Here is a 20,571-nt window from a genome sequence, read left to right as displayed (position 1 = left end):
ACAGCCGAGCAGTCGCGCAGCTGATGCCGAGCCGTACTCAAGCAATCGCTACACAACTGCCTGGGAGCTGCTTGGGTTGTTGTCGGCAGCAGTTTTAACGGCTTCCCGATCTCCTGGCTGTAATCAGGCGGTGCGCCACTGGAGGAGAAACCGTTCGGGCGACCGCGTCCCTACGGCGAAATCGTCGAGGTGCGTGACGGGTTGTCGCTGCTGAAAGGCGTCTCCGGTAGGCCCACGGCTGGGAGCCATGAGAAGTAGGATGCGCCACCCTGACCAACGGTGGCGTAGTCTCTCAACTGCACGGTAGCAGTCTCACCGCCGCCTACTTCAAGCAGTAAAAATCCTGGGCGAGAAGGTTTGACCACGCACTTCGAGAGTGTGGACGCGTCGAGAGGGGGGATATCAGCCGTTGACTTCAGATCTTGAACGTTGATCCAACAGCCCTTTGAATCGGTGGCTTGTTCGGCGAGGACCTCGATTCTGGCGACATGTTTGCCAGGACCTAAGCCATCAAGCTTCCACTCAAAAGGCCGATCTCTCTTGGGGCCGTACTGATCGACAACGGCGACTTCTTTACCATCCACCGTTACTTTCGCTTTGCCAGCATCGTCCATATAGAAGCCACGCCATTCGAGGGTTTCGCCTTGGAACGCGATGCTGACGCTCGCTCCTTTTTCAGCAGCCGCTCGGAAGTGCCCGTAGGCCTGCCAAGTCTCGCTAAAATCAACCGCCGCCGAATTGGTTTCTTCGTAGGCCATCAGGAGAGGGCCGCGATAAATCGACGCTTTTCCATCGTAGGCCTTCTGTCCTGTCCAGCACCGGAGCGACATGTCCAACCCGACGTCGATGACGTCTCCCGAGTTCCATTCCCGATCGATCTCCAAGTAGGCGCCCGGCTCAACCGCCATCCGCTCGCCGTTGACTGAGACTTGCGTCTTCGCCGACCAGTGGGGAATGCGCAGCTTTAAACCGAAGCGGCTCGGTTCTTGCAAATCGATGCGGACCTTGACCGATCCATCGCGTGGGTAAGTGGTGTCTTGAGTGATCGTGACCGTCTGCCCGTTAACCTCTTCCGCAAACTTGGACGGTCCGTACCAATTGAGCACCAGGCCACCGCGGTCGCGCATCAACGCCCAATCAGAGATCATGCCGAACATCCGCGCGGCGTTTACGCTGCAGCAATTCAATCCCTCGCTCCCAGGGCGCACCTGGAACGCGATGTCGATGGTGCTGGGGATGCGACGACCATCCATCGGCGTGTTATAAGTGCTCCACTCGCCGCTGGGGGCGTGTGTGGCAAGTGCTTGGTTCAGTGTCGAGAGTTCCAGCTCGTCCGCGACCCGTGAATCACCGCTCATTTTGAGCATCTCGACGCTCATCGCCATCCACGCGACGGTGCAGCAGGTCTCGATGGGGCCGGGGTGGTATGGGTCGCCGTGGGCCCGCTCACCAGAGGAAAAGCCGCCGTTGTTGTGACGATCGAGTTTGACGATGCTCCACCAGAAGTGTTCAAAGACGTCGCGATAGTCCTTGTTGCCACCGTTCCAGTAAAGTTCCGCCATGCCCATCAGCGAGTGCAAGCTTTCCCATCGCGGCTTGGGGATCTGGTAGAACTCCAGCCCTTCCAGTCCGGCCTCCAGGTAGTTGCCCGCGTTCGGCGCCGAGAAGTCCAGGACGATCTCGTTGGCGAGATCGCGGTACCGAGGCTCTCCTGTACGCGTGAAGAGCATCGCCAACGAATGGACCACGGCTTGGTTCATCTCGGCGCTCCCAATGGACGAGATTTTCTCGTCCGCGCTCTGGAACTTCTCACAAAACAGGTCTCCGATCCGGCTTGCGCAAGCGAGCGCCTTCTCATCACCGGTGCGGTCGTACCACAACAACAGCCCAACCATCACGTGGTAGTGGCCCCAAGCGTCCCAAGTTCTTCCTCCCTCGGCGTTCACGCCGGTCAGCTGGCATGACTCAGGGAAGGGACCTAGGTAGCCGTTCTCGGCTTGGAGGGAAACGAGTTGTTCAACAAAATCGCCGCCTAGTTCTTCTAATCTCGTGTCATCCGAGAGACGGAGCACTTGTGACAGGCATGTCAGGTATTTGCCCGCGAACTCGCCAGACCAAGGTAGTAGGTTGCGGTAGGGACGTTGGTCACGATCGGCGAACATCGTCAGGATGGCGGGGTTGTCGCGGGGAACCCGCAGCAGCCAGTTCTCGACGACCGCCTGCACAAACTCATCGACCGGTCCAGAAAGTTCTAGCCGAGCAGTTTCCGCCGGCGTGAAGACGGGCTTCGTCTCCGCGTGCGCGGGGCTAAAGGCCGAAGCCTCGGCAATCACGAGCGCTCCGGCGATGAGCCATCGCGCTGCGACGAGCCTCGAACCAGCCGGGGTATTCTCCTGCCGAGCGATTCGCGAACACGACTTATCGGTCATAAACATTGATTGGTAATGCAGTACGCGGCAGAGCGTCAGGCTCAGTAAGGCTGGCGCCTTATTCGGCTGATGAAGTAGTGAGGGGGAAATCAAAAGTGTTGTCCGAGCTACTCGAGGCGACCGTTATCGACAGAGTCGATCCCGTGCTGTAGCGATCAGGAACGATGTTCTCGAGCAGTTCACGTTGGCCCGTCGGCGAATTGGGATCAGGCGCCATACGTCCGCTGGCAGCCATCGATGTGATCGAAACCCGATACTCGCCTCCGGCGCGTACTCCCTGCTCGACGGCTGGGACGACGTATTTGCCATTGGAGATCGAGGATCCAGCGGTGGGACCAACACTCCCGGCCGTTGGCGTAAACTGGATCTCGCCGGACTCCAACGGCTGGCCGTCCAAAGTGACGACCCCTTGTATCTGCCGTACCGGTGAGCCGCCGCAACCGATGATAGCTGAGAGCAGAGCGGCGCCCAGAAAGCGCTGAACGGTCGTGGAGACAACTACTAGTGGGTGTCGTACGTTCATAGGCTGGTGTCGGCCTCGCCGCCGTTGATGCTCCCTAGCGCGATCCAAAGTTGTGTGTCGACGCTGTCGGACACAAACGCGACCGAGCCATCCACACGGGCGCCGTTTACGCCACCTGGATGCAAGCTCCGCGCCGCCCAATAGGCGGTGCCAAAGCTTGGCGATCTGGAGCAAGGGGCCTCGGGACGCTTCTGTGTGGGGCATCCGTAGGCGTCCTTGTCGTCGAGGGTCGAATTAGGACCCAAGCGATGGGTGTAGGCGACGCCGTGGTCCACCGCCCATGTGCCGCGGAAGTCCGGCTCGCCGTCAGCGCCGCTGATTACTTCCGAGAAAGCGAACGTGTGCGATGTGCCATCTACTACGTGCTTGGTGGACCGTCTGCGGTTGAAGTTGAACAGTGCGCGTAGTTGTGAATCGACAGAAGGGTTGTAGTAGGGATGGTTGATGTTGTTGTCGGCCGACCAGCCTCCCGGCTCAACCCACGAACCGTCCGCGCTAAAGCAGGCGACGTAATTGGAGTGTGACCAGCCCCAGTCCTTCACGTAGCCGTGCTGGTCGCTGGGGCACTGCAGCGCCTTGATGTCGGTCCGGAATAGTGGACCATTCCTATCCGCAAAGCCTGCACTCCGATCGCCGTAGTCCCAATCGTAACGATCGGCGATTGCGGCCTCCTCCAGATAGGGCATCAAGTAGATCGTCCATTGATGGACGACGGTACGTTCCGCCTCGTTGTCTGCCTGCGAGCCTGGAGGAAAGTGCTGCTTACTGGCGTGGTGGTTCTGTAGAGCTAGGCCGACCTGTTTCAGAGCATTTATACACTGCGTGCGTCGGGCGGCCTCACGCGCGGCTTGGACGGCGGGCAAGAGCAAGGCGACCAGGATCCCGATGATCGCTATGACGACAAGCAGCTCGACAAGAGTGAACGCCATCGCCCTCCGACGCCCGCTGGCGGCTGGTGGTCTTGCAGCAGGCAATCGCTCGTGCTCGCTCCAGAACTGTGTCGGAGTCTTGCAAGTGTCCTTCAAGGTAACTCTCCCTTCGGCATTTCGTGGTAGACGTTGCCCCGCCCCCGACGTTACGCGCCGGGCAACTCGGGCAATCGCATGGTCTCTACGGCCACCCCGAACCGCAGAGACCAGCGATCGCGGCAGATGACGATCTTAGAAGTCGCCCGGCTGCTGGACGACGACTCCGCCAAACTTGAATCGATCGAAGTATCAACGGCGGCGGTATCCGACCATCGTCAGCATGACGATCGAAAGCGTTGCTAATGCGGCCGGTTCTGGGATACTGATCTCCCGTGACTGAACCGCCGCAGAGGACCCGTAGTTCGCCTGCCACACGGTGTAGTCGGCCGGGTCGACGCCATCGACGCCGTTGCCGGCGCCGTTGATGGCCGCTTCATCGGCGGCTCCTAGATTGTCACGCCAGACGGTATAGTCGGCGGCGTTAACAAACCCATCGCCATTGAAGTCGCCTGCGAGGGGGCCTGCCGAGGCGGGGGCGTGCTCAAGTCGGACATTGTCTAGCAGATAGATCGCCCGAGGGTCGTCGGCGAGGGGGTTGGATCCGCCGTCGGCGCCGGTGGCCAGGAGGACTAGGCGGAGCGTCTCGCCGATGTTCGGCAGCCCCTGCGGGATCTCGAGTGTCGCGGTCAAATCAGTCAACTCGACGCTGTTCGCCGCCCCCACGGCGAAAATGTTCTCACCTAGCAGGGTCACACTGCCGTTGGCCGCAACGGACTCGAAGTTAATTTGGAATGGCGAGGTCGTGGGCTCGTAGCCCGGAAAATGGGCGACACCGACCGTCAAGCTGTAAAGGCCCTCCTGGATGGTCGTCGTATCTTGGTAGAACGCCGCGCCCCAACCGCTATCAGCGCGCACTGTTAAGGCGCCAAACTGATCTCCATCTTGGTTGCTGAAAAGTGGCTCAGCGGGACGATACTGCGTTGCGTTGGCCCCACCGGATGCCGGCACTTTCCAATCGAGTGGATCGAAGGAGTGCTCGCCCACTTGGACAGATCGTGCGGGGCCGGAGGTTGGAGTAAAGGTAGCCCGCACGTTATCCATCATATAGCTAGCCCGCGGATCCTCGGGATTAGACCCACCATCAGCCCCCGTCGCGAGTAGGACAGGGCGTAAGGTTCTCCCGATCTCCGGGTGACCCGAAGGAAATTCCAATTCGACCGTGACGTCTGTCAAAGCGGTGCTGTTAAATGTACCAGTGGGAAAGGAATTTTCTTGCACCAGCACAGTGCCAAGACCATAGCCGACTGCTTCGAAGTTGATGTTGAAAGGAGCGGTGGTCGGTTCGGCTCCCGGCTCGTGTCCGACACCGATGGTAAAGCTATAGGTGCCCTCTTCGATCCGGGCGACATCCTGGTACAGAGCGGCGAATCCCGCTTCTGCCGTTACAAAGATATTGCCTAAGTAGTTGCCATCCTGATTGGCGTAAAGCGGGCTAGGGGTCTCGAACAAGGACGCAAATCCGCCTCCCCAACCTCTTCCCCATTCCCTTGGACCATCGATCACCTCGGTATTGGGATCGACAGTGACAGACTCGAAGGAGGCGTCCAGGATCGAAATGGGGTTCGCGGCGTCGGCTGCTGGGATTGCCGTAAGCAACAGGGTCGCTAGTGACCCACAGCGAAGCGTTTCTCGAAGCATCGAGGACTCCTAGTTGATTAGTCCGAAAAGAAAAGTAGCCGACAGCTCCGGCGCTAGCGGGCCGTTTTTGAAATAGCCCCCTCACCGGTCACCGCCGAACGCGGCGACATGGCCAACTCAAGCCCGGCGAGCGTCTCTATCCATGCTGGATCGCAGATGGACGCCCGCCATGAGATTGCGTGTCTGGAAAAGCGAATGATCTTGGCAGACGTGCGTCACGCCCCCAACCGTATCAAGCGACCTGGAGAAAGCAAAGGAGCTTTTGTGCCCGGGTGCATGAGTTTCTTTGCAGAGGTGCCAGGAAGGAGATGGAGCGGATCGCCGGGCAGCAACTGTCACGATCGTCCTGTAAAAAGCAGCGTATATAGGCGGGTCGCGGCTTGGGTGGCTGGCGTGCTCGGGCTGGCCGCTCGGAATGCATTGCTATGTCAGCGGAGATCTTTTACTCTCTTCGCTAGAGAATTATTCTCCCGGCCGCATCTGATCCAGGAATGTCGCCGCACAGCGTCTAGGACGCGCGACAATCCCCCTTCGTAAGACTTGGCAGAGAGACCACAGCAATGGCTCCACGTCCCCGCGTTGCCCTTGATGTCGAGACTTCCCGTGTTTATGGACGAGGAATCTTGAAGGGGATTTCCAGCTATCTCGTTTCCAGCCGACCCTGGTCGATCTACATCGAGCAACACGAGATCGGTGGTGATGTGCGCCGTCTTCTCTCACGCTGGGGCGGGGACGGGATCATCACCCGTCAGCTCACCAGCGACGCAAAAGAGGCCATCCAAAGCTTAGGAATTGCCGCCGTCGATTTGAGCAATTTCCAGCCGAGTATGGGTCTTCCTCGCATCTGTTCGGCCGACAGCGCGTGCGGGCGTGTGGGAGCCCAACACTTCATCGAGCGGGGCTTCAAACATTTCGCCTGCTGCAGTTACCGGGGGCAGTATTGGTCACAGCAGCGAGCCGAGGGATACGCCCGCGAAGTAGCCTTTTCAAACCACGACTGCGCTGTCTATGAGCAGCCGTTCCGAGTCCAGGCGCAGAAATGGGACCAAGATCAGAATCGGCTCGCCGAGTGGCTTGCCGAATTAGAGAAGCCCGTTGGAGTGCTCGCCACAAATGACCTACTAGGGCACCACGTCCTCGATGCTTGTGGGCGCGCTGGATTGATGGTTCCCGAGCAGGTCGCCGTCCTAGGAGTCGACAACGACGAACTCTTATGCAATCTAACTAACCCCCCCATGTCGAGCATTGTCCTCGATCCAGAACGTATCGGCTTTGAGGCGGCGAAAAAACTAGATCAGATCATGACCGGGGGGGGCGCTGATGCTGCAGAAGAGGAAGTAACAGAGATACCATCACGCGGCATTGTGGTGCGGCGGTCCACGGATATCTTCGCGGTGCCCGATCCCGAAATCGCCCGTGCACTGCGCTATATCAGAGAGCACGCTTGCGAGGGCGTCACCGTCCAGGACGTTCTGGATTACATGAACGTCTCAAGAAGCTGGCTCGAACGGGGATTCCGAGAGCATTTCGGCCGCTCACCCAAAGCCGAAATAAGGAACGTCCAGATCGCCAGATGCAAGGAGCTTCTACGGATGACCGATTTGTCGCTAGAAGGCATCGCGAGGCTGGCCGGCTTCAAACACACAGAGTACATGGGCGTCATGTTCAAAAGGGAGATGGGCTTGTCACCAGGTAAGTACCGCAACAGCTACAGCTAACCTACCGGCGCACATTTCTTTCCTTGCCAATTAGCCGTGATCCCATCGCCCAGGTGTTGACTCGATATGTCGAGGCATAAGATGACTGACTCGCAATCTCCAGGCCCCTCGTCGGGCATGAATGCTGACGATCGCAAGAGACAAATCACCGTCCTGATCGAAGCCGATGACGCGTGGGGAAGAAGCGTACTTCAAGCGATCGCCCGGTTCGCAAGCCAGGCAAATTGGGAGCTCTTAATTGCGCCGCGGGACGCCGAGCGCCGCCTGCGGATACCAGAGGAATGGAGTGGCGATGGCGTGATCGCTCTCGTACGAGACGTCTCACTGTTGAAGCACTTACGGCGACGAGGAATGCCTACCGTCAACATCTCGGGTATGTTCCACAACGCTCGTTGGCTGGGGCACGTGGCGACGGACAATTTTGCCAGGGCCCGTCTGGCTTACGAGCACTTCTCAAGTTTGCGAGTGACGCACTTCGCCACCTATTGCCCCTCGCTTCGTCGGGAAGCGGACCTTCGCGGGGAAGAGTTTGTGCGTTATGTGCACAGCCGAGGTTATCCTTGCGAAGTCCTCGTCTCAGAAGCAGATGCGGCGAGAACCGAAAGGTCAAGTGATCGTCAACGTATCGCCGCCAAGCTTAGCATCCTGCCGAAGCCCGTCGGGGTCTTTGTGTCGGACCCGTACCCGGCGAGAGAGCTCGTCGAAACCTGCCAGTCGCACGGTGTCGATGTCCCGGGCGAAGTCCTTGTGCTTTCTGGCGACGAAGACGATCTCTTGTGCAACCTGATTCTTCCATCGGTGTCTAGCATTGAGCTGGCAAGCCATCGGATCGGGTGGGAAGCCTGCAAGATCCTTGACTCGATGGTTCGAACGGGAACTCCACCGAGCCAGCCGCAGCTGCTGGCGCCGCTTGGTATTTGTGCGCGGCGATCGACCGACCATAACGCGATCGGCGACTCCTGCATGGAGTCGGTTCAACGGTATATTCAGCAACACGCGACGGGGCAACTCCAGATAAGAGACCTGGTACGCGTCGCCGGGATGTCTCGGCGTTCCATGGAGTTGCGATTTAGAGAGGTGTTCGGCCGAAGCCCGGCTGAAGAGATCCGGCGTGTACGAGTCGAAAAGGCGCGTCAGATGCTGCTGAATTCGTCGATGAGCGTTTCGGGGGTAGCCGCTGCATGCGGATTCTCGAGTGGCCCCTACCTAACGAGCGTCTTCCGTAAAGTTTATGGAAAGACGCCTAGCGATCTGCGAGCAGGGAGATCCGTTAAGTTGCACGGTCTATCTCGGACTAGTTGACGCCGGAAGCTCTGCAGGAGTGGGCCAGTCGGTTTCTTGCACCAAGGCGACGAGGTCGTCGAAGATCGAGTTGCAGAAGTGATCTGTGTATGGCGATTTCCTCGCATTGCAGAGCAGCGCGTAGCAGACGCCATCTCTCTGGCAAATCAGCATGGTGCTGGAGCCCGGCAGGGACCCAAGATGGGTGAGGTGCGTCCACTCATGTTGATCGTCGGTGAGAATCTTCCACCCCAGTCCGTAGTACGCCTTGGTCGGCGCGCCCTGAGGATCGTATCCCGCTGCGCCCGAGGGGCGGGCGACGGTCGCGTTGAGCAACGCGTTTGAGCGCGGAGGGCCAACCGCGTCGGCATAGTAGGTCGACGCATACTTCGCCATATCCGTGGCGGTCGCAATCCATCCCCCGTGGGCATCCATCGCTTCCAGGTTCCACACCCCATAGGGTTCGGGAACTAGCGTCTGACTATCGGGGTCAAAGACCGACGGGCCAACCCCGGGGTCGTAGTACTTTACTTCTCGCGGATCTTTGCCTTGTGACAAAGTGTGTCCTATCCGCATGTCGGTGACGCCTGCCGGAGCAAGGATTTCATCTCGCACAAACGTTTCGTAATCCATGCCGCTCACTTGCTCAATGATCCTTCCGAGCAGTAGATAGCCAAAGTTGGAGTAGCAGTACCGCTCGCCCGGCTCAAAGTCGAGTGGCTTGCTCAGCACGTAGCGAATCGTGTCGATTTGACTCGCGGGTGGTCGCTTTCGGAATGCCTGAGCGACACGGGCCGACTCGAACATAGGATCTCCCGAGATGCCGCGGTCCCATCCTGCGCGGTGTTGAAGGAGGAGTTCGACCGTGATGTCTTTGAGACGTGCGTCACTCAAGGCGTTCTGTTGCGGGAAGTAGTCGGTATCTTCCAGCAAGGGAAGCACAGGGGCGTCGAGATCCAGCTTCCCCGATTCAGAGAGACGGAAGATAGCCGTGGCCGTCAGTGGCTTCGAGAGGCTGGCGACTCGGAACAGGCTGCACGACTGAACCGGTGTTTTGTTTCCAACATCGGCCCATCCAAAGTTTCGCGCGTATAGCACCCTCCCATCGCGAACGACCGCCATCGATGCGCCGGGGATCTGGTGCTTGGCGAACTGATTGAGAAGATACTTCTCGAACGGGGGCTCCCAATCATCGGGTATTTCATTCCAGATGCGTTCTTGTGGAGTCGCGGTAGTCGAGTCCCTGGAAAGCGGCGACGGAGTATCGATGTTCTTGTCACTCTCTTGATCGCCCAGGCATGCCAGCGGCGCTAGGGCAGCCAGCAGGATGACGGAGAGTCGAAACAGCCTCTTGAACTCAACCATAAAGCATAAAGAGGGACATCGAATTCTTGATAGTAAAGCACCGCACGTGACTAGGCTGAGATTTGCGAGAAATCCGACGGGGAAAGTCGAGGTGGGCTCCCCGTGAGAGCGAGCTTCCCCGCCATAGCGTGTCCCCAGTCTTATAGCACGGTGCGATGTCCTCGCCGTGTAATGTGGGCGCGGATTACAGGAGATTTGCGCTGCAGCATAGCGTCCTCGCCGTACGGCTCTGCTAACGTCATCTTCAAGGATATCGACGGCGCCGCGTATAGGTTGCCCCGTGTCTGCCCCCCTTCGAAGTAATCACTGCGAATGTCTCAGATAGTCGGTAACGCGCCCCTTAGGACTTGTGCTGAGTCAGGCGTTATGGCGGAGGTGCTCCGCAACTACCAGCGAATTATCGTTTTCACCGAGGGGCAGGCCAACTCGGGATTCGCGAAGACCGCCATTAGTTTGTTGCGCTATCGTCAAGAGCACGTCACTGCCGTCCTCGACAGCAGCGTCGCTGGGAAGCGTTGTCAGGAGGTATTTGGAGCCGGGGGTGAAACTCCGATCTGTGGTAGTCTTGATGAGATCCCCCCGGCAGATGCTCTGTTCATCGGTATCGCCCCAGCCGGCGGAAAGCTCCCCATCGAGTGGCGGCCTGCGATCGCTGGCTGCCTGCGGCGTGGGATCGACATCGTCTCCGGTCTTCACGAGTTCGTCTCCGAAGATCCGGAGTTTGCTGAACTCGCACAACGGCACGATGTTCGGATCATCGACATCCGCAAGAACGGGCATTCGCGGGTAGCTGGCGGCGTCGCCTTCCGCAGGTCTAATCTGCGTATCCACACGGTCGGACAAGACTGCAGCGTTGGAAAAATGGTCTCGGCGATCGAAATCGACCGTGAACTTAAACGGCGCGGCCATGATTCTAGCTTTGTGGCCACGGGCCAAACGGGAATCATGATCGACGGCGCAGGCATACCTGTCGACGCCGTGGTCGCTGACTTCATCAGCGGGGCGATCGAATCGCAAGTCGTCGCGGAACAGCATCACGATTTTGTACTGATCGAGGGGCAAGGGAGTCTGGCGCACCCGAGCTTCTCTGGTGTGACGCTCGGACTGCTGCACGGCTGCGCGCCGCAAGGGCTAGTGATGTGCTACGCGCCCGCTCGGAAAGCGGTTCTCGGTCTTCCTCACGCGCAGCTTGTGCCACTGATCCGTTTGGTGGAACTGTACGAGAGGATCGCGAGCGTACGCGCCGCCGCCAAGGTCATCGGAATAGCAATCAACAGCCACGGCCTTAGTGAATCCGAAGCCGCGCATGAATGCGTCAGGGTCTCTGAATCGCTTCAGCTTCCAGCATGCGACGTGTATCGAGACGGAGCGGGTGTGCTAGTCGACGCTGTCCTGAGTTACCGAGACGAGATACTCCAATGAAGTTAGAAATCCAGGTCCTCGATTCACCCCTGGCGCGCCCCTTCACCATCTCGCGTGGCACGATCACTAGTCAGCGGACGGTGATCGTTAGGCTCGAGCTGTTGGGAGTCGTCGGCTACGGCGAAGTCAACGAAAGCGACTACTACGGGCATAAGGTCGAATCGATCGTCGCTTCGCTTAAAAGCGTCAATCGAGAGGTTGAGTCGTGTTCACTTGCCTCGGGTGATCAGCTTTGGAAGGAGCTGAACGAGACTTTGGCGGGCGATCTGTTCGCGTTATCCGCTCTGGACATGGCCGCACACGATTTGTTTTCCAAGTCAGCGGGGCAGTGCTGCTGGGAAACCCTAGGGCTGTCGTGGGGCAGTCCTCCGCCTTCGAGTTGGACCTTAAGCGTCGGGACTCCTAGTCAGGTCGTCAGAGAGTTTCAGCTCAATCCGGGCTGGGGAATCTACAAGGTCAAGCTGGGAACTTCACAGGATTTGGAGGTCATCGCCGCATTGCGTGGGCACACGGACGCGCTCATCCGTGTTGACGCCAACTGCGCCTGGAGTTCAAGAGAAACGGTCGAAAAATCGGAGGCGCTTAGTCAATTGGGGGTGGAGTTCATCGAACAGCCGCTCCCCGCCAACGCCCCCCCCTCCGAGCATAAATGGGTGCGAGAGGAATCCGCATTGCCGATCATCGCCGACGAGAGCTGTTGCGTTCCCGCCGACATCGAGCGCTGTGCGGAACTCTTCCACGGCGTCAACATCAAGCTTTGCAAGTGCGGCGGATTAACGCCGGCAGTACAAATGTTGCAAGAAGCACGATCGCTTGGCCTCCGGACGATGGTGGGCTGTATGGTCGAAAGTTCGATTGGCATCTCCGCGGCGACGCAGCTCTTGCCGCTCCTGGATTATTGCGATCTAGACGGCGCCCTGCTACTTGCGTCCGACCCGGCGGTTGGCGTGACCGTCGAGCAAGGCGTGGTTTCCCGGCCACGGCGGGCCGGATGTGGCGGGGTGCTCCGAGACGAGACGTGTTTCACTATGTGATCGGGTGGCGACCAGCAGCACCTACCTCTACGGGTTGGATTATGTTTTCTGACAAAGAATTCATCGGTCGAGTGCCTTACCACGTCGGCGTCTTTGCGGGCGTCATTCTCATGGTCGGCACGCATCTCCCGGCGGCGGAGCGCCCGGTGGATTACTCGCCCGTGATCGACCAACTGAAAACTTTCATCCGCGACGAGGTCGCCGCCAAGGACTTGCCGGCGACCTCCATCGCCCTCGTGACGGGTGATCACTTGGTCTGGTCCGCTGGGTTTGGTTCGGAGAACAGATCCAACAATAATCCTGCGTCTGCAAGCACGGTCTACCGGGTGGGATCGGTCTCCAAGCTGTTCAATGCCTTGGCGGTGATGCGGCTGGTCGGTGAGGGAAAGCTTGACCTGGATGAGGACGTGAGGACCTATCTTACCGAATTCGCTCCCGCAAATACGTTCGGCACGGCGATTACGCTTCGGTTTCTCTTGTCGCATCAGTCGGGTGTTGTGCGGGAGCCGCCAATTGGCAGCTACTTCGATGCGACGTCTCCGTCGCTCGCCGAAACGGTGGCGTCGCTCAACGACACCCGTATCGTTTTCGAACCGGGCACGCAGACCAAGTATTCCAATGCGGCCGTGTCAGTCGCGGGCCTCGCCGTCGAACGGGTAGCGGGAGAGCCCTACAACGACTACTTGCAGCGCGCGGTTCTCGATCCGCTGAAGATGAAGGCGAGCGCCTTCCGCCCGACGGCCGCGATCGAGGAGCACTTACCTGAAGCATGGATGTGGGCCCACCACTACGGACGGTTTCCTGCGCCCGCGTTCGAAATGGGCATTCTGCCAGCCGGCAATCTGTACTCCACGGTCACCGATCTCTCGCAACTACTGATCACGATGTTCCAGGAGTCGCCTCCCACTGAACTTGGGATTGACCGAGACGTGCTATTGTCGATGGTTCAGTTTGACAGCCCGGAACACCAACCAGGACACGATTACGGCATTGGATTTCGGCTCGGCGACCTAGATGGCCATCCCAGCTTTGAGCACGGCGGGGCGGTCTATGGTTACGCGACGCTCCTCAAAGGTATCCCTGAAGAGAAAGTAGGCGTCGTTGTGGCGATAGCTCTCGATGGCGCGAACGGTGTCGCAAACCGCATCGGCGACTACGCCCTACGTTTGATGCTGGCGCAGAAGTCCGGGCATCCCTTGCCGAAGTATGAGACGTCCCAATCGTTGGCGTTGGGCCAAGCCGACCGGTTGGCCGGGCGTTACCGATGCGGAGAACAGTCCATAGTAGTGGTCGGTAAAGGAAGCAAGGCATTTGTAATGTATCGCAACTCGCTCGGAGAGATCAGGCGGGAAGGCGAGAACCTAGTCATTGATGACGTGCTCAGGCACGGTCCCGCCCTGCAATGGAACGAGACGGCGGGGACGATCAAACTCGACGGACAGATCTGGTCGCGCCACAACACTCAGGATTCCCCCGAGAAGAGTCGGGCGTACCCTGACCTTGTGGGTGAGTACGGATGGGACCACAACGTCCTCTACGTCTACGAGGATCACGGAAAGTTGCGGGCGCTGATCGAATGGTTCTACGATTACCCGATGACCGAACTGGGGAACGATCGGTTCGGCTTTCCCGACTCAGGACTCTATAAGGATGAGCAAATCGTCTTTGTTCGCGATGCCTCGGGGGACGTCACGCAGGCGATCGCAGGCGGAGTACGGTTTCCGCGCCGACCTACTACTGCGGTAGACCCCTCCGAGGCGCCAAGCGGTGAGCTTCGGCCTCAGGTTCTCGACACGGAGTAGTCCTCCCCGAGAGTTAGCGAGGATTACAGCTGGCCCTTCCTTCGAAACAATCCGTGGCGCCACCGAGCCGTTTGCAATCCCCGCGCCGCCTGTCGACTCCCATCGGACAGATTTCGCCTACCCCCATGCGGATAAAAGATGCCCCTTAGTGTGCTTGACTTGTTTACCATCGGAATTGGGCCCTCGAGTTCGCACTCGGTCGGTCCCATGCGGGCCGCCAACCAATTCATTGTGAGTCTCAAGGAAGCCTGTCACCTGAGTAACTGTGTTCGCATAGAGGTTCGCCTGTATGGCTCCTTGGCCCTTACAGGCAAAGGACACGGCACCGACAAAGCAGTGCTACTAGGCCTTGAGGGAGAGCGGCCCGAGTCGGTCGATCCCGACACTATGGAGGGCCGCGTCGCAGCGATCCGTGAATCGCAACAGTGCCAGCTGCCGGAAGGGCCGACGATCGCCTTCTGCGAAGAAACGGACCTCCTCTTTCTCCGGAAGGAGTCTCTGCCATTCCACCCCAACGGAATTCAGTTCTCAGCTTTTGGCCAGCACGGCCAGCCGTTAGCGGTCACGAAGTGCTACTCAGTCGGGGGCGGCTTTGTCGTCGGTGAAGACAAGGCTCGCGCCGACTCCGCTACGCCCTTGGTCAGCGGTAGTGCTTATCCGTTCAAGACGGGGAAGGAACTGCTGCAACTCACCTCCGACAAGCAACTCTCGATAAGCGACTGCATGCTCGCTATTGAATCGACGTGGAGAAGCGAGGCGGAGACTCACGCCAGGCTACTCACTATTTGGAAGGCAATGCAGGATTGCGTGACGCGTGGATTCCATCAGCGGGGGATACTTCCCGGCGGATTGAAGGTCCGCCGTCGAGCGCCGGAACTCTTTGACTCCCTCGCACGTCGAGAACGCGAGAATCAGGCGAGTCAGACCGCCATTATGGAGTGGGTCAACGTGTTCGCCATGGCGGTGGCTGAAGAGAACGCCGCTGGCAGTCGCGTGGTGACGGCGCCGACCAATGGAGCCGCTGGGGTGATCCCCGCCGTGCTCCACTACTACGTCAAGTTTGTTCCTCAGGCGAATGAAGAAGGGATCGTGCGATTCCTGCTCGCCGCGGGTGCTATAGGGATTCTCTACAAGTTGAACGCCTCGCTTTCCGGAGCCGAAGTTGGTTGTCAGGGAGAGATCGGCGTCGCCTGCTCCATGGCGGCGGGAGGGTTGGTTGAGGCGCTCGGAGGAACCCCTCAACAGGTAGAAATGGCGGCTGAAATTGGCATGGAACACAATCTCGGACTCACCTGCGATCCGATCGGCGGTCTAGTTCAGATCCCTTGCATCGAACGCTGCGCCATGGCGGCGGTCAAGGCGATCAACGCCTCTACGATGGCGCTCAACAGCGACGGGACCCATCATGTAAGCCTCGATCGGGTGATCCGAACGATGCGTGACACGGGACGAGACATGTTGACGAAGTACAAAGAGACTTCACGCGGCGGACTCGCCGTCGCCTTCACTGAGTGTTAGCCCGACGACACGCGTACCGCCATAGAGGGAGATCCCACGATGCATCTGATGCACGGCGCTCCGGGCCGACGAAACACTATCGACAACGGGGAGTATCTCTACTTCTGCGGCACCGGCTACCTCGGCCTCCAGAATCACCCCAGGCTCATCCAGGCGTCATGCGAGGCTGCACGACAATACGGCATGGGGACCGCTACGTCGCGTACGGGCTACGGGACCGCGCCCCCCGTCGCAGAGGTAGAGAAGAAGTCGGCTCAATTCTGGGAAGCCGAGGACGCCTTCTACTTCGCGTCGGGCTATCTGGGCAACCAGGTCGTATTATCGGTCCTGGCGAAGTCGGCTGGAGTCGTCCTTCTCGACGAACACTCTCACTACAGCATTATTGACGCCTGTAAGAGCTCTGGATTGCCTGTCGTCCGGTTCGCCCACAACGATACGCAGGCGTTGCAAGAGGCTCTACGAGCGAACGCGGAGCCGGGGAATGCGCCATTGGTCATGTGCGACGGTGTCTTTGCCACTAGCGGCGAGATCGTTCCGATTCGAGAGTACATCGAGGTGCTCCAGGAGTACGATGGAGCCATGCTCTGCATGGACGAATGCCACGCGTACGGGGTGCTCGGCGAGACCGGTCGGGGCGTTTATCAGCAGTACGGCATCGCGTTGAGCCGGGTAAACCAATCTCTCTCCGATCTCGACCCACCAAGCGGGACGCGACTGTATTCGCTTGGCACGCTGAGTAAGGCCTTTGGGGGGTACGGCGGAATCGTCGCCGGCTCACGTTCTTTCATCAAGGAAGCAAGAAACTCGTCACGCTACTTTAGCGGTGCGAGCGCGCCGCCTACTCCTGTGGCTGCGGCGAGCGCCGCAGCGCTCGAAATCGTCGCCGCGACACCCGAGTTGGTCACGCACCTCCAGCATAATGCGAGATCCCTCCGTCAAAGACTCCGTTCCCTGGGCCTCGAAGTTGACGACATCCCAACACCTGTCGTCGGTCTCTCAATAGGGGACGAAAACAACATGCGGCGAATACAGCAGGGAATGGCGGATGACGGAGTCTTAATCGCCTACGCAAGAGAATATTCCGGCCTCGGTCCCTGCGGGGGCTTGCGGATCGCGGTCTTCGCCACGCACACAGAAGCGGACCTGCGTGATCTATCTGGATGTTTGGCCCGGCGCCTTTGACGAGCGCCGCCTACCTGCGGGCGGGCGCCGTCCGTCATCGGCGTGACAGCAATAGGCGGATTGGCTCAGCAAGCATGCTGTTGTCCGTTAAAAACCACTCATTCCACCCCCTTTCGGTTGGCGCCGATGCACCCATTGATCCATCCCAACGACGCGTGGACGCTCTGGGCGGTGATTGTCTCTTGCACGGCAGGGGCGATCTGGCTCGAGCAGTCGTATAGATGGGCGGCGACGATCAGCGGCCCCGTCCTGGCGTTGGTCGCCGCCATGCTGCTCTCCAATGTAGGCGTCATGCCGGCGGAGGCTGCCAGTTATGAGTTTGTGGGTGACTATTTGGTGCCACTGGCGATCCCGCTTCTGTTGATGCGTGCGAATCTCGTCCGTATCGTTCGGGATTCTGGCTCGATGCTTTTCGCGTTCCACTTCAGCGTCCTCGGAACGATACTCGGCGCGGCGGTTGCTACTCTCCTCTTGCATCGAAGAATCGAGGACGTCGCCGATGTCGCGGCCCTGATGACGGCGAGTTACATAGGCGGAGGGGTGAACTTTTTTGCCGTGAAGGAGACTTTTGGGGTCAGTGAGAGCCTAACGAACCCGCTGCTGGTGGCCGACAACTTCATCATGGCGGGGATGTTCCTAGTGCTCATTTCGATCTCTGGTAACGCTTGGATTCGACGCCGCTACGCCACGTCACCGCTCGTTGATCAGGTGAGACAAGTAACTCCACAAGAGTCCGATCACGACAAAGCCGGCGAAGGAGAACGAGGGGGGAGTCGGCCAATAGGCATACGCGATATCTCCGCGAGCATCGCCATCGCGTTGATCGTGGTCGCGCTGGCGAACCAAACCAGTGGCCTCGTCGTGAGGTGCTTCGCACCGTCCTTTGTGGCGTCGATACTCGGCAATCTATTCGTGATGATCGCCGTCTACTCGATGCTGGCGGCCACGGTGCTCTCGACGGTGGTGAGCCGTATCGTCGGCTATGAAGCGATCGGCGGCTTTTTGCTGTACCTGTTCCTTTTCACGATTGGACTTCCCGCGGATATCCCCGCGGTCATCCAGAATGCCCCCGTATTGCTGCTGTTCTGCCTTATAATTGCGACGACGAACCTTGTCGTGACGCTAACCCTGGGGCGAATTTTCAAGATCGACCTAGAAGACTTGGTGATCTGCGTGAGCGCCACTCTAGGTGGGCCGCCGACGGCTCTCGCGCTGACGATCGCAAAGGGATGGCATCGACTGACAGCGCCGGCGTTGCTCGTAGGCATCTGGGGTTATGTGATCGGAACGATGCTAGGCATCACGGTGGGGGAACTGCTTCGGTAGAGCTTCGGATACTGCTTATCGAGTATTAACATGTCCCGAATAGTAGTACCATGCGAGCGATTTTTGTTCGCGATCGTGAAAGCATAGCCGCGCTCGGAAGCGGTGACCGGCAGTCCGATAGTTCATGTCGTACTCTCGGACCGCCTGGCGGCGGCTCAGCTCACCCGTCAGAACGCGGCGACGGACTTCGGCCACAGCTCAATATCGGTTAGCACTACTTGCGCCTCGCTCGCCAGAGGAAGCAGAGATAGCCCTCGGGAGGAGGCTTTGCGCCCGCGCCACGGCTAATCAGCTGCCTGCGAATGGCTCACTCAGAACAGCTGCGGTCGGCAGCCGAAGTGGGCACCACCCGACGACCTCAAGGTTATGGGACAGCGCTTAACAGTGCGATGAATAGCCGCATACCGATGTCCTGCCGACCTTCTGTAGCGGGATGCCTTCGCGTGGCTCTCATTTAGCGGACTGGTGTTCTGGCGCTTTGCCCGTCGATGGTAGCCAATGGAGTTGAACCGCGTAGCGACGCGCAGTAGAAACGCCCCGCTGAGGCACAGCGAGGCGTGGCAGAGTTAGTAGCGCCGGTCACAGACGACCCGGCTCGAACACGAGGCATTGATCGTGCAGCCCTGGGATGAACGACGATCGGTAAACCCCGTCAGGTGGGGGAGCGGCTGGAAGACGCCGCGTTCGCTGTAGCCGCCGATCAAGACCGCGATCTTTCCGCGACGCGTCAGCACGCTCTGGCAGTTGCGTAGCACCAGCCGTAGCCTGCCGAAGAACGCGTCGAGCGTTAACGCTGTCGAAAGACACCGCGGGTCGTCGTTGTAGACGATCTGCCGCCAGTAGGGCGGGTGCATCCAGACGAAGTCGATGTCGCCGACCCGACGACCTCGAGGTTATGAGAAACTGGCCCGCGCGCGCTGATACCCCTCGATTCATAGCGAAAAATGAAGCTTACTACGGAGCCAATTCGCATGCAACGGATGGCAACGATTGTCATCCGTTAGCAGGTTTTCGCATCTCTTGCATCGAAAACCCGTAGTCGCTTGCGGCGCTCACCGAGAAGGTGAGAATGAGTAGAACACCAGGGGTTCGCAAAGGTTGTCACCCCTAATTCTTCGTCTGTTCTTCGCCGAGTTGGGGCGCCGATGTCGAGCTGGTTCTCTCCACTATTGTTCCTCCTCGCCGGCTCTAGCGAAGACCAACTGCGTCGCCAGGTGGAGTTCCTCAAAGCGGAGAACGAGATGCTCCGCAAGCGCGTCCTCAAGGACCGCATCTTCCTCGACAACGAAGAGCGAGAACGGCTGTTGAAGCTGGGGGAGGCCATAGGAAAAGCAGTGCTGCAGCTCATTACTATTGTCAGCCCCCGAACCTACCAGAGGTGGCAACGGCGAGTAAGCCAGGGCCAGCAGCCGGCGAAGAAGATGGGCCGCAAGGGAACGCCCGAATCGATCCGAGCGATCGTCCTCCGCTTGGCTAAAGAAACCGGCTGGGGGTACGGCCGGATCGTCGGCGAACTGAAGAAGCTCGGCGTCCAGTGCGCGGGCCGCTCGACGGTGCGGAAGATACTCAAGGAAGAGGGCCTGCAGCCCAGCCCGGATCGGGGAGGCGGCACCTGGGCCGAGTTCGTGAAGGTCCACGCCGACACGCTCTGGCAGGTCGACTTCTTCTCCAAGATGGTGGTCACCAAAACCGGCTTGCGGCAGTCGTTTGCGCTGGCGTTCCTACACATCGACTCACGGCGGGTGGTGTGCTCCCCGGCCACCTTCCAGCCCGACGAGCAGTGGGTGGTCGAGCAGGCCCAGTCCTTCCTCGAAGAAGCGGAGCAGGCCGGCCTGCCGGTCCGCTACCTCGTCCGCGACAAGGACTACAAATTCAGTCAGAAGTTCGATGAAGTCTTTGAACAAGCGGATGTAGCGGTCGAACCTACCGCCCCACGCGCGCCCAACCAGAACGCCTTCGTGGAACGGTGGATCGGCTCGATCAAGCGGGAGTGCCTGGACCGCTTCATCGCGTTCGGTCTTGGGCACCTCGATTTCCTGATAAAGGAGTATGCAGACTTCTACAACGAGGTGCGCCCTCACCAACGCAAAGACAACAAGCCGCTCCAGGGCATCTGGCCAGATAAAGACGACCCGCCGGAGAATGCGGAACAGGTGGTGTGTCGCGAACGGCTAGGCGGCGTACTCAAGCACTACGAGCGAGCAGCGGCTTAGCGTCACCCCAAAGGAGCTGCTCAAACGCCTCCACGGTGAATGCCGTCTGTGCGTGGCGTGCTCCTTCGTTTGGAACCGCTATGTTCTTGCGC

15 protein-coding genes are annotated in these 20,571 nt (G+C 59.2%); 9 read left to right on the top strand and 6 right to left on the bottom strand.

The window, feature by feature from the left end; genetic code table 11:
- Positions 1-170 precede the first annotated feature (170 nt).
- From Spa11_RS09830 to Spa11_RS09815, 4 genes are all read right to left on the bottom strand, one after another.
- Positions 171-2,435 (bottom strand): beta-L-arabinofuranosidase domain-containing protein, encoded by a 2,265-nt coding sequence (locus Spa11_RS09830; protein WP_145111496.1) that lies wholly within the window; start codon positions 2,433-2,435, stop codon positions 171-173.
- Between the two features lie 52 nt (positions 2,436-2,487).
- The gene (locus tag Spa11_RS09825) at positions 2,488-2,952 is read right to left on the bottom strand and encodes a hypothetical protein (RefSeq protein WP_145111493.1); all 465 of its coding nucleotides are present in this window, start codon (positions 2,950-2,952) and stop codon (positions 2,488-2,490) included.
- A complete protein-coding gene (locus Spa11_RS09820; protein WP_145111490.1) occupies positions 2,949-3,977 on the bottom strand; it encodes a DUF1559 family PulG-like putative transporter in 1,029 nt (342 codons plus the stop codon). The genes Spa11_RS09825 and Spa11_RS09820 overlap by 4 nt, the downstream gene beginning before the upstream one ends.
- A gap of 192 nt (positions 3,978-4,169) precedes the next feature.
- On the bottom strand, positions 4,170-5,618 hold the full coding sequence (locus tag Spa11_RS09815) for a hypothetical protein (protein ID WP_145111487.1): 1,449 nt from the start codon (positions 5,616-5,618) through the stop codon (positions 4,170-4,172).
- 623 nt (positions 5,619-6,241) lie between these two features.
- Here Spa11_RS09815 and Spa11_RS09810 point away from each other — a divergent pair.
- Positions 6,242-7,336, top strand: coding sequence for a XylR family transcriptional regulator (locus Spa11_RS09810; protein WP_197529869.1), 1,095 nt, complete (start codon positions 6,242-6,244; stop codon positions 7,334-7,336).
- An 81-nt stretch (positions 7,337-7,417) separates the two neighbouring features.
- The gene (locus Spa11_RS09805) at positions 7,418-8,638 is read left to right on the top strand and encodes an AraC family transcriptional regulator (RefSeq protein WP_197529868.1); all 1,221 of its coding nucleotides are present in this window, start codon (positions 7,418-7,420) and stop codon (positions 8,636-8,638) included.
- On the opposite strand, the gene Spa11_RS09800 is transcribed toward Spa11_RS09805, so the two are convergent.
- The gene (locus Spa11_RS09800; RefSeq protein ID WP_145111478.1) at positions 8,621-9,982 is read right to left on the bottom strand and encodes a serine hydrolase domain-containing protein; all 1,362 of its coding nucleotides are present in this window, start codon (positions 9,980-9,982) and stop codon (positions 8,621-8,623) included. The two genes, Spa11_RS09805 and Spa11_RS09800, sit on opposite strands and share 18 nt — an antisense overlap.
- A gap of 366 nt (positions 9,983-10,348) precedes the next feature.
- Between Spa11_RS09800 and Spa11_RS09795 the strand changes: the two genes are divergently transcribed.
- The 6 genes from Spa11_RS09795 (at position 10,349) to Spa11_RS09770 (ending at position 18,266) form a co-directional block, all read left to right on the top strand.
- Positions 10,349-11,404 (top strand): DUF1611 domain-containing protein, encoded by a 1,056-nt coding sequence (locus tag Spa11_RS09795; RefSeq protein WP_145111475.1) that lies wholly within the window; start codon positions 10,349-10,351, stop codon positions 11,402-11,404.
- Positions 11,401-12,438, top strand: coding sequence for a dipeptide epimerase (locus Spa11_RS09790; RefSeq protein ID WP_145111472.1), 1,038 nt, complete (start codon positions 11,401-11,403; stop codon positions 12,436-12,438). The genes Spa11_RS09795 and Spa11_RS09790 overlap by 4 nt, the downstream gene beginning before the upstream one ends.
- Positions 12,439-12,479: 41 nt before the next feature.
- Complete coding sequence (locus Spa11_RS09785) at positions 12,480-14,240, top strand: serine hydrolase domain-containing protein (protein ID WP_197529867.1); 1,761 nt, start codon at positions 12,480-12,482, stop codon at positions 14,238-14,240.
- 138 nt (positions 14,241-14,378) lie between these two features.
- Positions 14,379-15,758: an L-serine ammonia-lyase gene (locus Spa11_RS09780; protein ID WP_145111467.1), complete on the top strand. Its 1,380-nt coding sequence runs from the start codon at positions 14,379-14,381 to the stop codon at positions 15,756-15,758.
- Between the two features lie 39 nt (positions 15,759-15,797).
- The gene (locus Spa11_RS09775) at positions 15,798-16,940 is read left to right on the top strand and encodes an aminotransferase class I/II-fold pyridoxal phosphate-dependent enzyme (protein WP_145111464.1); all 1,143 of its coding nucleotides are present in this window, start codon (positions 15,798-15,800) and stop codon (positions 16,938-16,940) included.
- A 126-nt stretch (positions 16,941-17,066) separates the two neighbouring features.
- Positions 17,067-18,266 carry a DUF819 family protein gene (locus tag Spa11_RS09770; RefSeq protein ID WP_145111460.1) on the top strand — a complete coding sequence of 400 codons (1,200 nt, stop codon included), beginning with the start codon at positions 17,067-17,069 and terminating at the stop codon, positions 18,264-18,266.
- A gap of 566 nt (positions 18,267-18,832) precedes the next feature.
- Here Spa11_RS09770 and Spa11_RS09765 read toward each other — a convergent pair.
- A complete protein-coding gene (locus tag Spa11_RS09765) occupies positions 18,833-19,120 on the bottom strand; it encodes a hypothetical protein (protein ID WP_145111457.1) in 288 nt (95 codons plus the stop codon).
- Between the two features lie 291 nt (positions 19,121-19,411).
- On the opposite strand from Spa11_RS09765, the gene Spa11_RS09760 reads away from it, so the two are divergent.
- Complete coding sequence (locus tag Spa11_RS09760; RefSeq protein WP_145111454.1) at positions 19,412-20,479, top strand: integrase core domain-containing protein; 1,068 nt, start codon at positions 19,412-19,414, stop codon at positions 20,477-20,479.
- Positions 20,480-20,571 lie beyond the last annotated feature (92 nt).

The organism is Botrimarina mediterranea, assembly GCF_007753265.1.
GTDB lineage: Bacteria > Planctomycetota > Planctomycetia > Pirellulales > Lacipirellulaceae > Botrimarina > Botrimarina mediterranea.
Note: the sequence above shows the minus strand (reverse complement) of the source record. Positions and strands in the feature narration are given on the sequence as shown.

Bases quoted from the DNA above. Each gene is read 5' to 3' on its own strand.
- Spa11_RS09765 (WP_145111457.1), bottom strand. From the start codon at position 19,120: ATGCACCCGCCCTACTGGCGGCAGATCGTCTACAACGACGACCCGCGG.
- Spa11_RS09795 (WP_145111475.1), top strand. From the start codon at position 10,349: ATGGCGGAGGTGCTCCGCAACTACCAGCGAATTATCGTTTTCACCGAG.
- Spa11_RS09800 (WP_145111478.1), bottom strand. From the start codon at position 9,982: ATGGTTGAGTTCAAGAGGCTGTTTCGACTCTCCGTCATCCTGCTGGCT.
- Spa11_RS09825 (WP_145111493.1), bottom strand. From the start codon at position 2,952: ATGAACGTACGACACCCACTAGTAGTTGTCTCCACGACCGTTCAGCGC.
- Spa11_RS09815 (WP_145111487.1), bottom strand. From the start codon at position 5,618: ATGCTTCGAGAAACGCTTCGCTGTGGGTCACTAGCGACCCTGTTGCTT.
- Spa11_RS09830 (WP_145111496.1), bottom strand. From the start codon at position 2,435: ATGTTTATGACCGATAAGTCGTGTTCGCGAATCGCTCGGCAGGAGAAT.
- Spa11_RS09790 (WP_145111472.1), top strand. From the start codon at position 11,401: ATGAAGTTAGAAATCCAGGTCCTCGATTCACCCCTGGCGCGCCCCTTC.
- Spa11_RS09760 (WP_145111454.1), top strand. From the start codon at position 19,412: ATGTCGAGCTGGTTCTCTCCACTATTGTTCCTCCTCGCCGGCTCTAGC.
- Spa11_RS09775 (WP_145111464.1), top strand. From the start codon at position 15,798: ATGCATCTGATGCACGGCGCTCCGGGCCGACGAAACACTATCGACAAC.
- Spa11_RS09780 (WP_145111467.1), top strand. From the start codon at position 14,379: ATGCCCCTTAGTGTGCTTGACTTGTTTACCATCGGAATTGGGCCCTCG.
- Spa11_RS09805 (WP_197529868.1), top strand. From the start codon at position 7,418: ATGACTGACTCGCAATCTCCAGGCCCCTCGTCGGGCATGAATGCTGAC.
- Spa11_RS09770 (WP_145111460.1), top strand. From the start codon at position 17,067: ATGCACCCATTGATCCATCCCAACGACGCGTGGACGCTCTGGGCGGTG.
- Spa11_RS09785 (WP_197529867.1), top strand. From the start codon at position 12,480: ATGTTTTCTGACAAAGAATTCATCGGTCGAGTGCCTTACCACGTCGGC.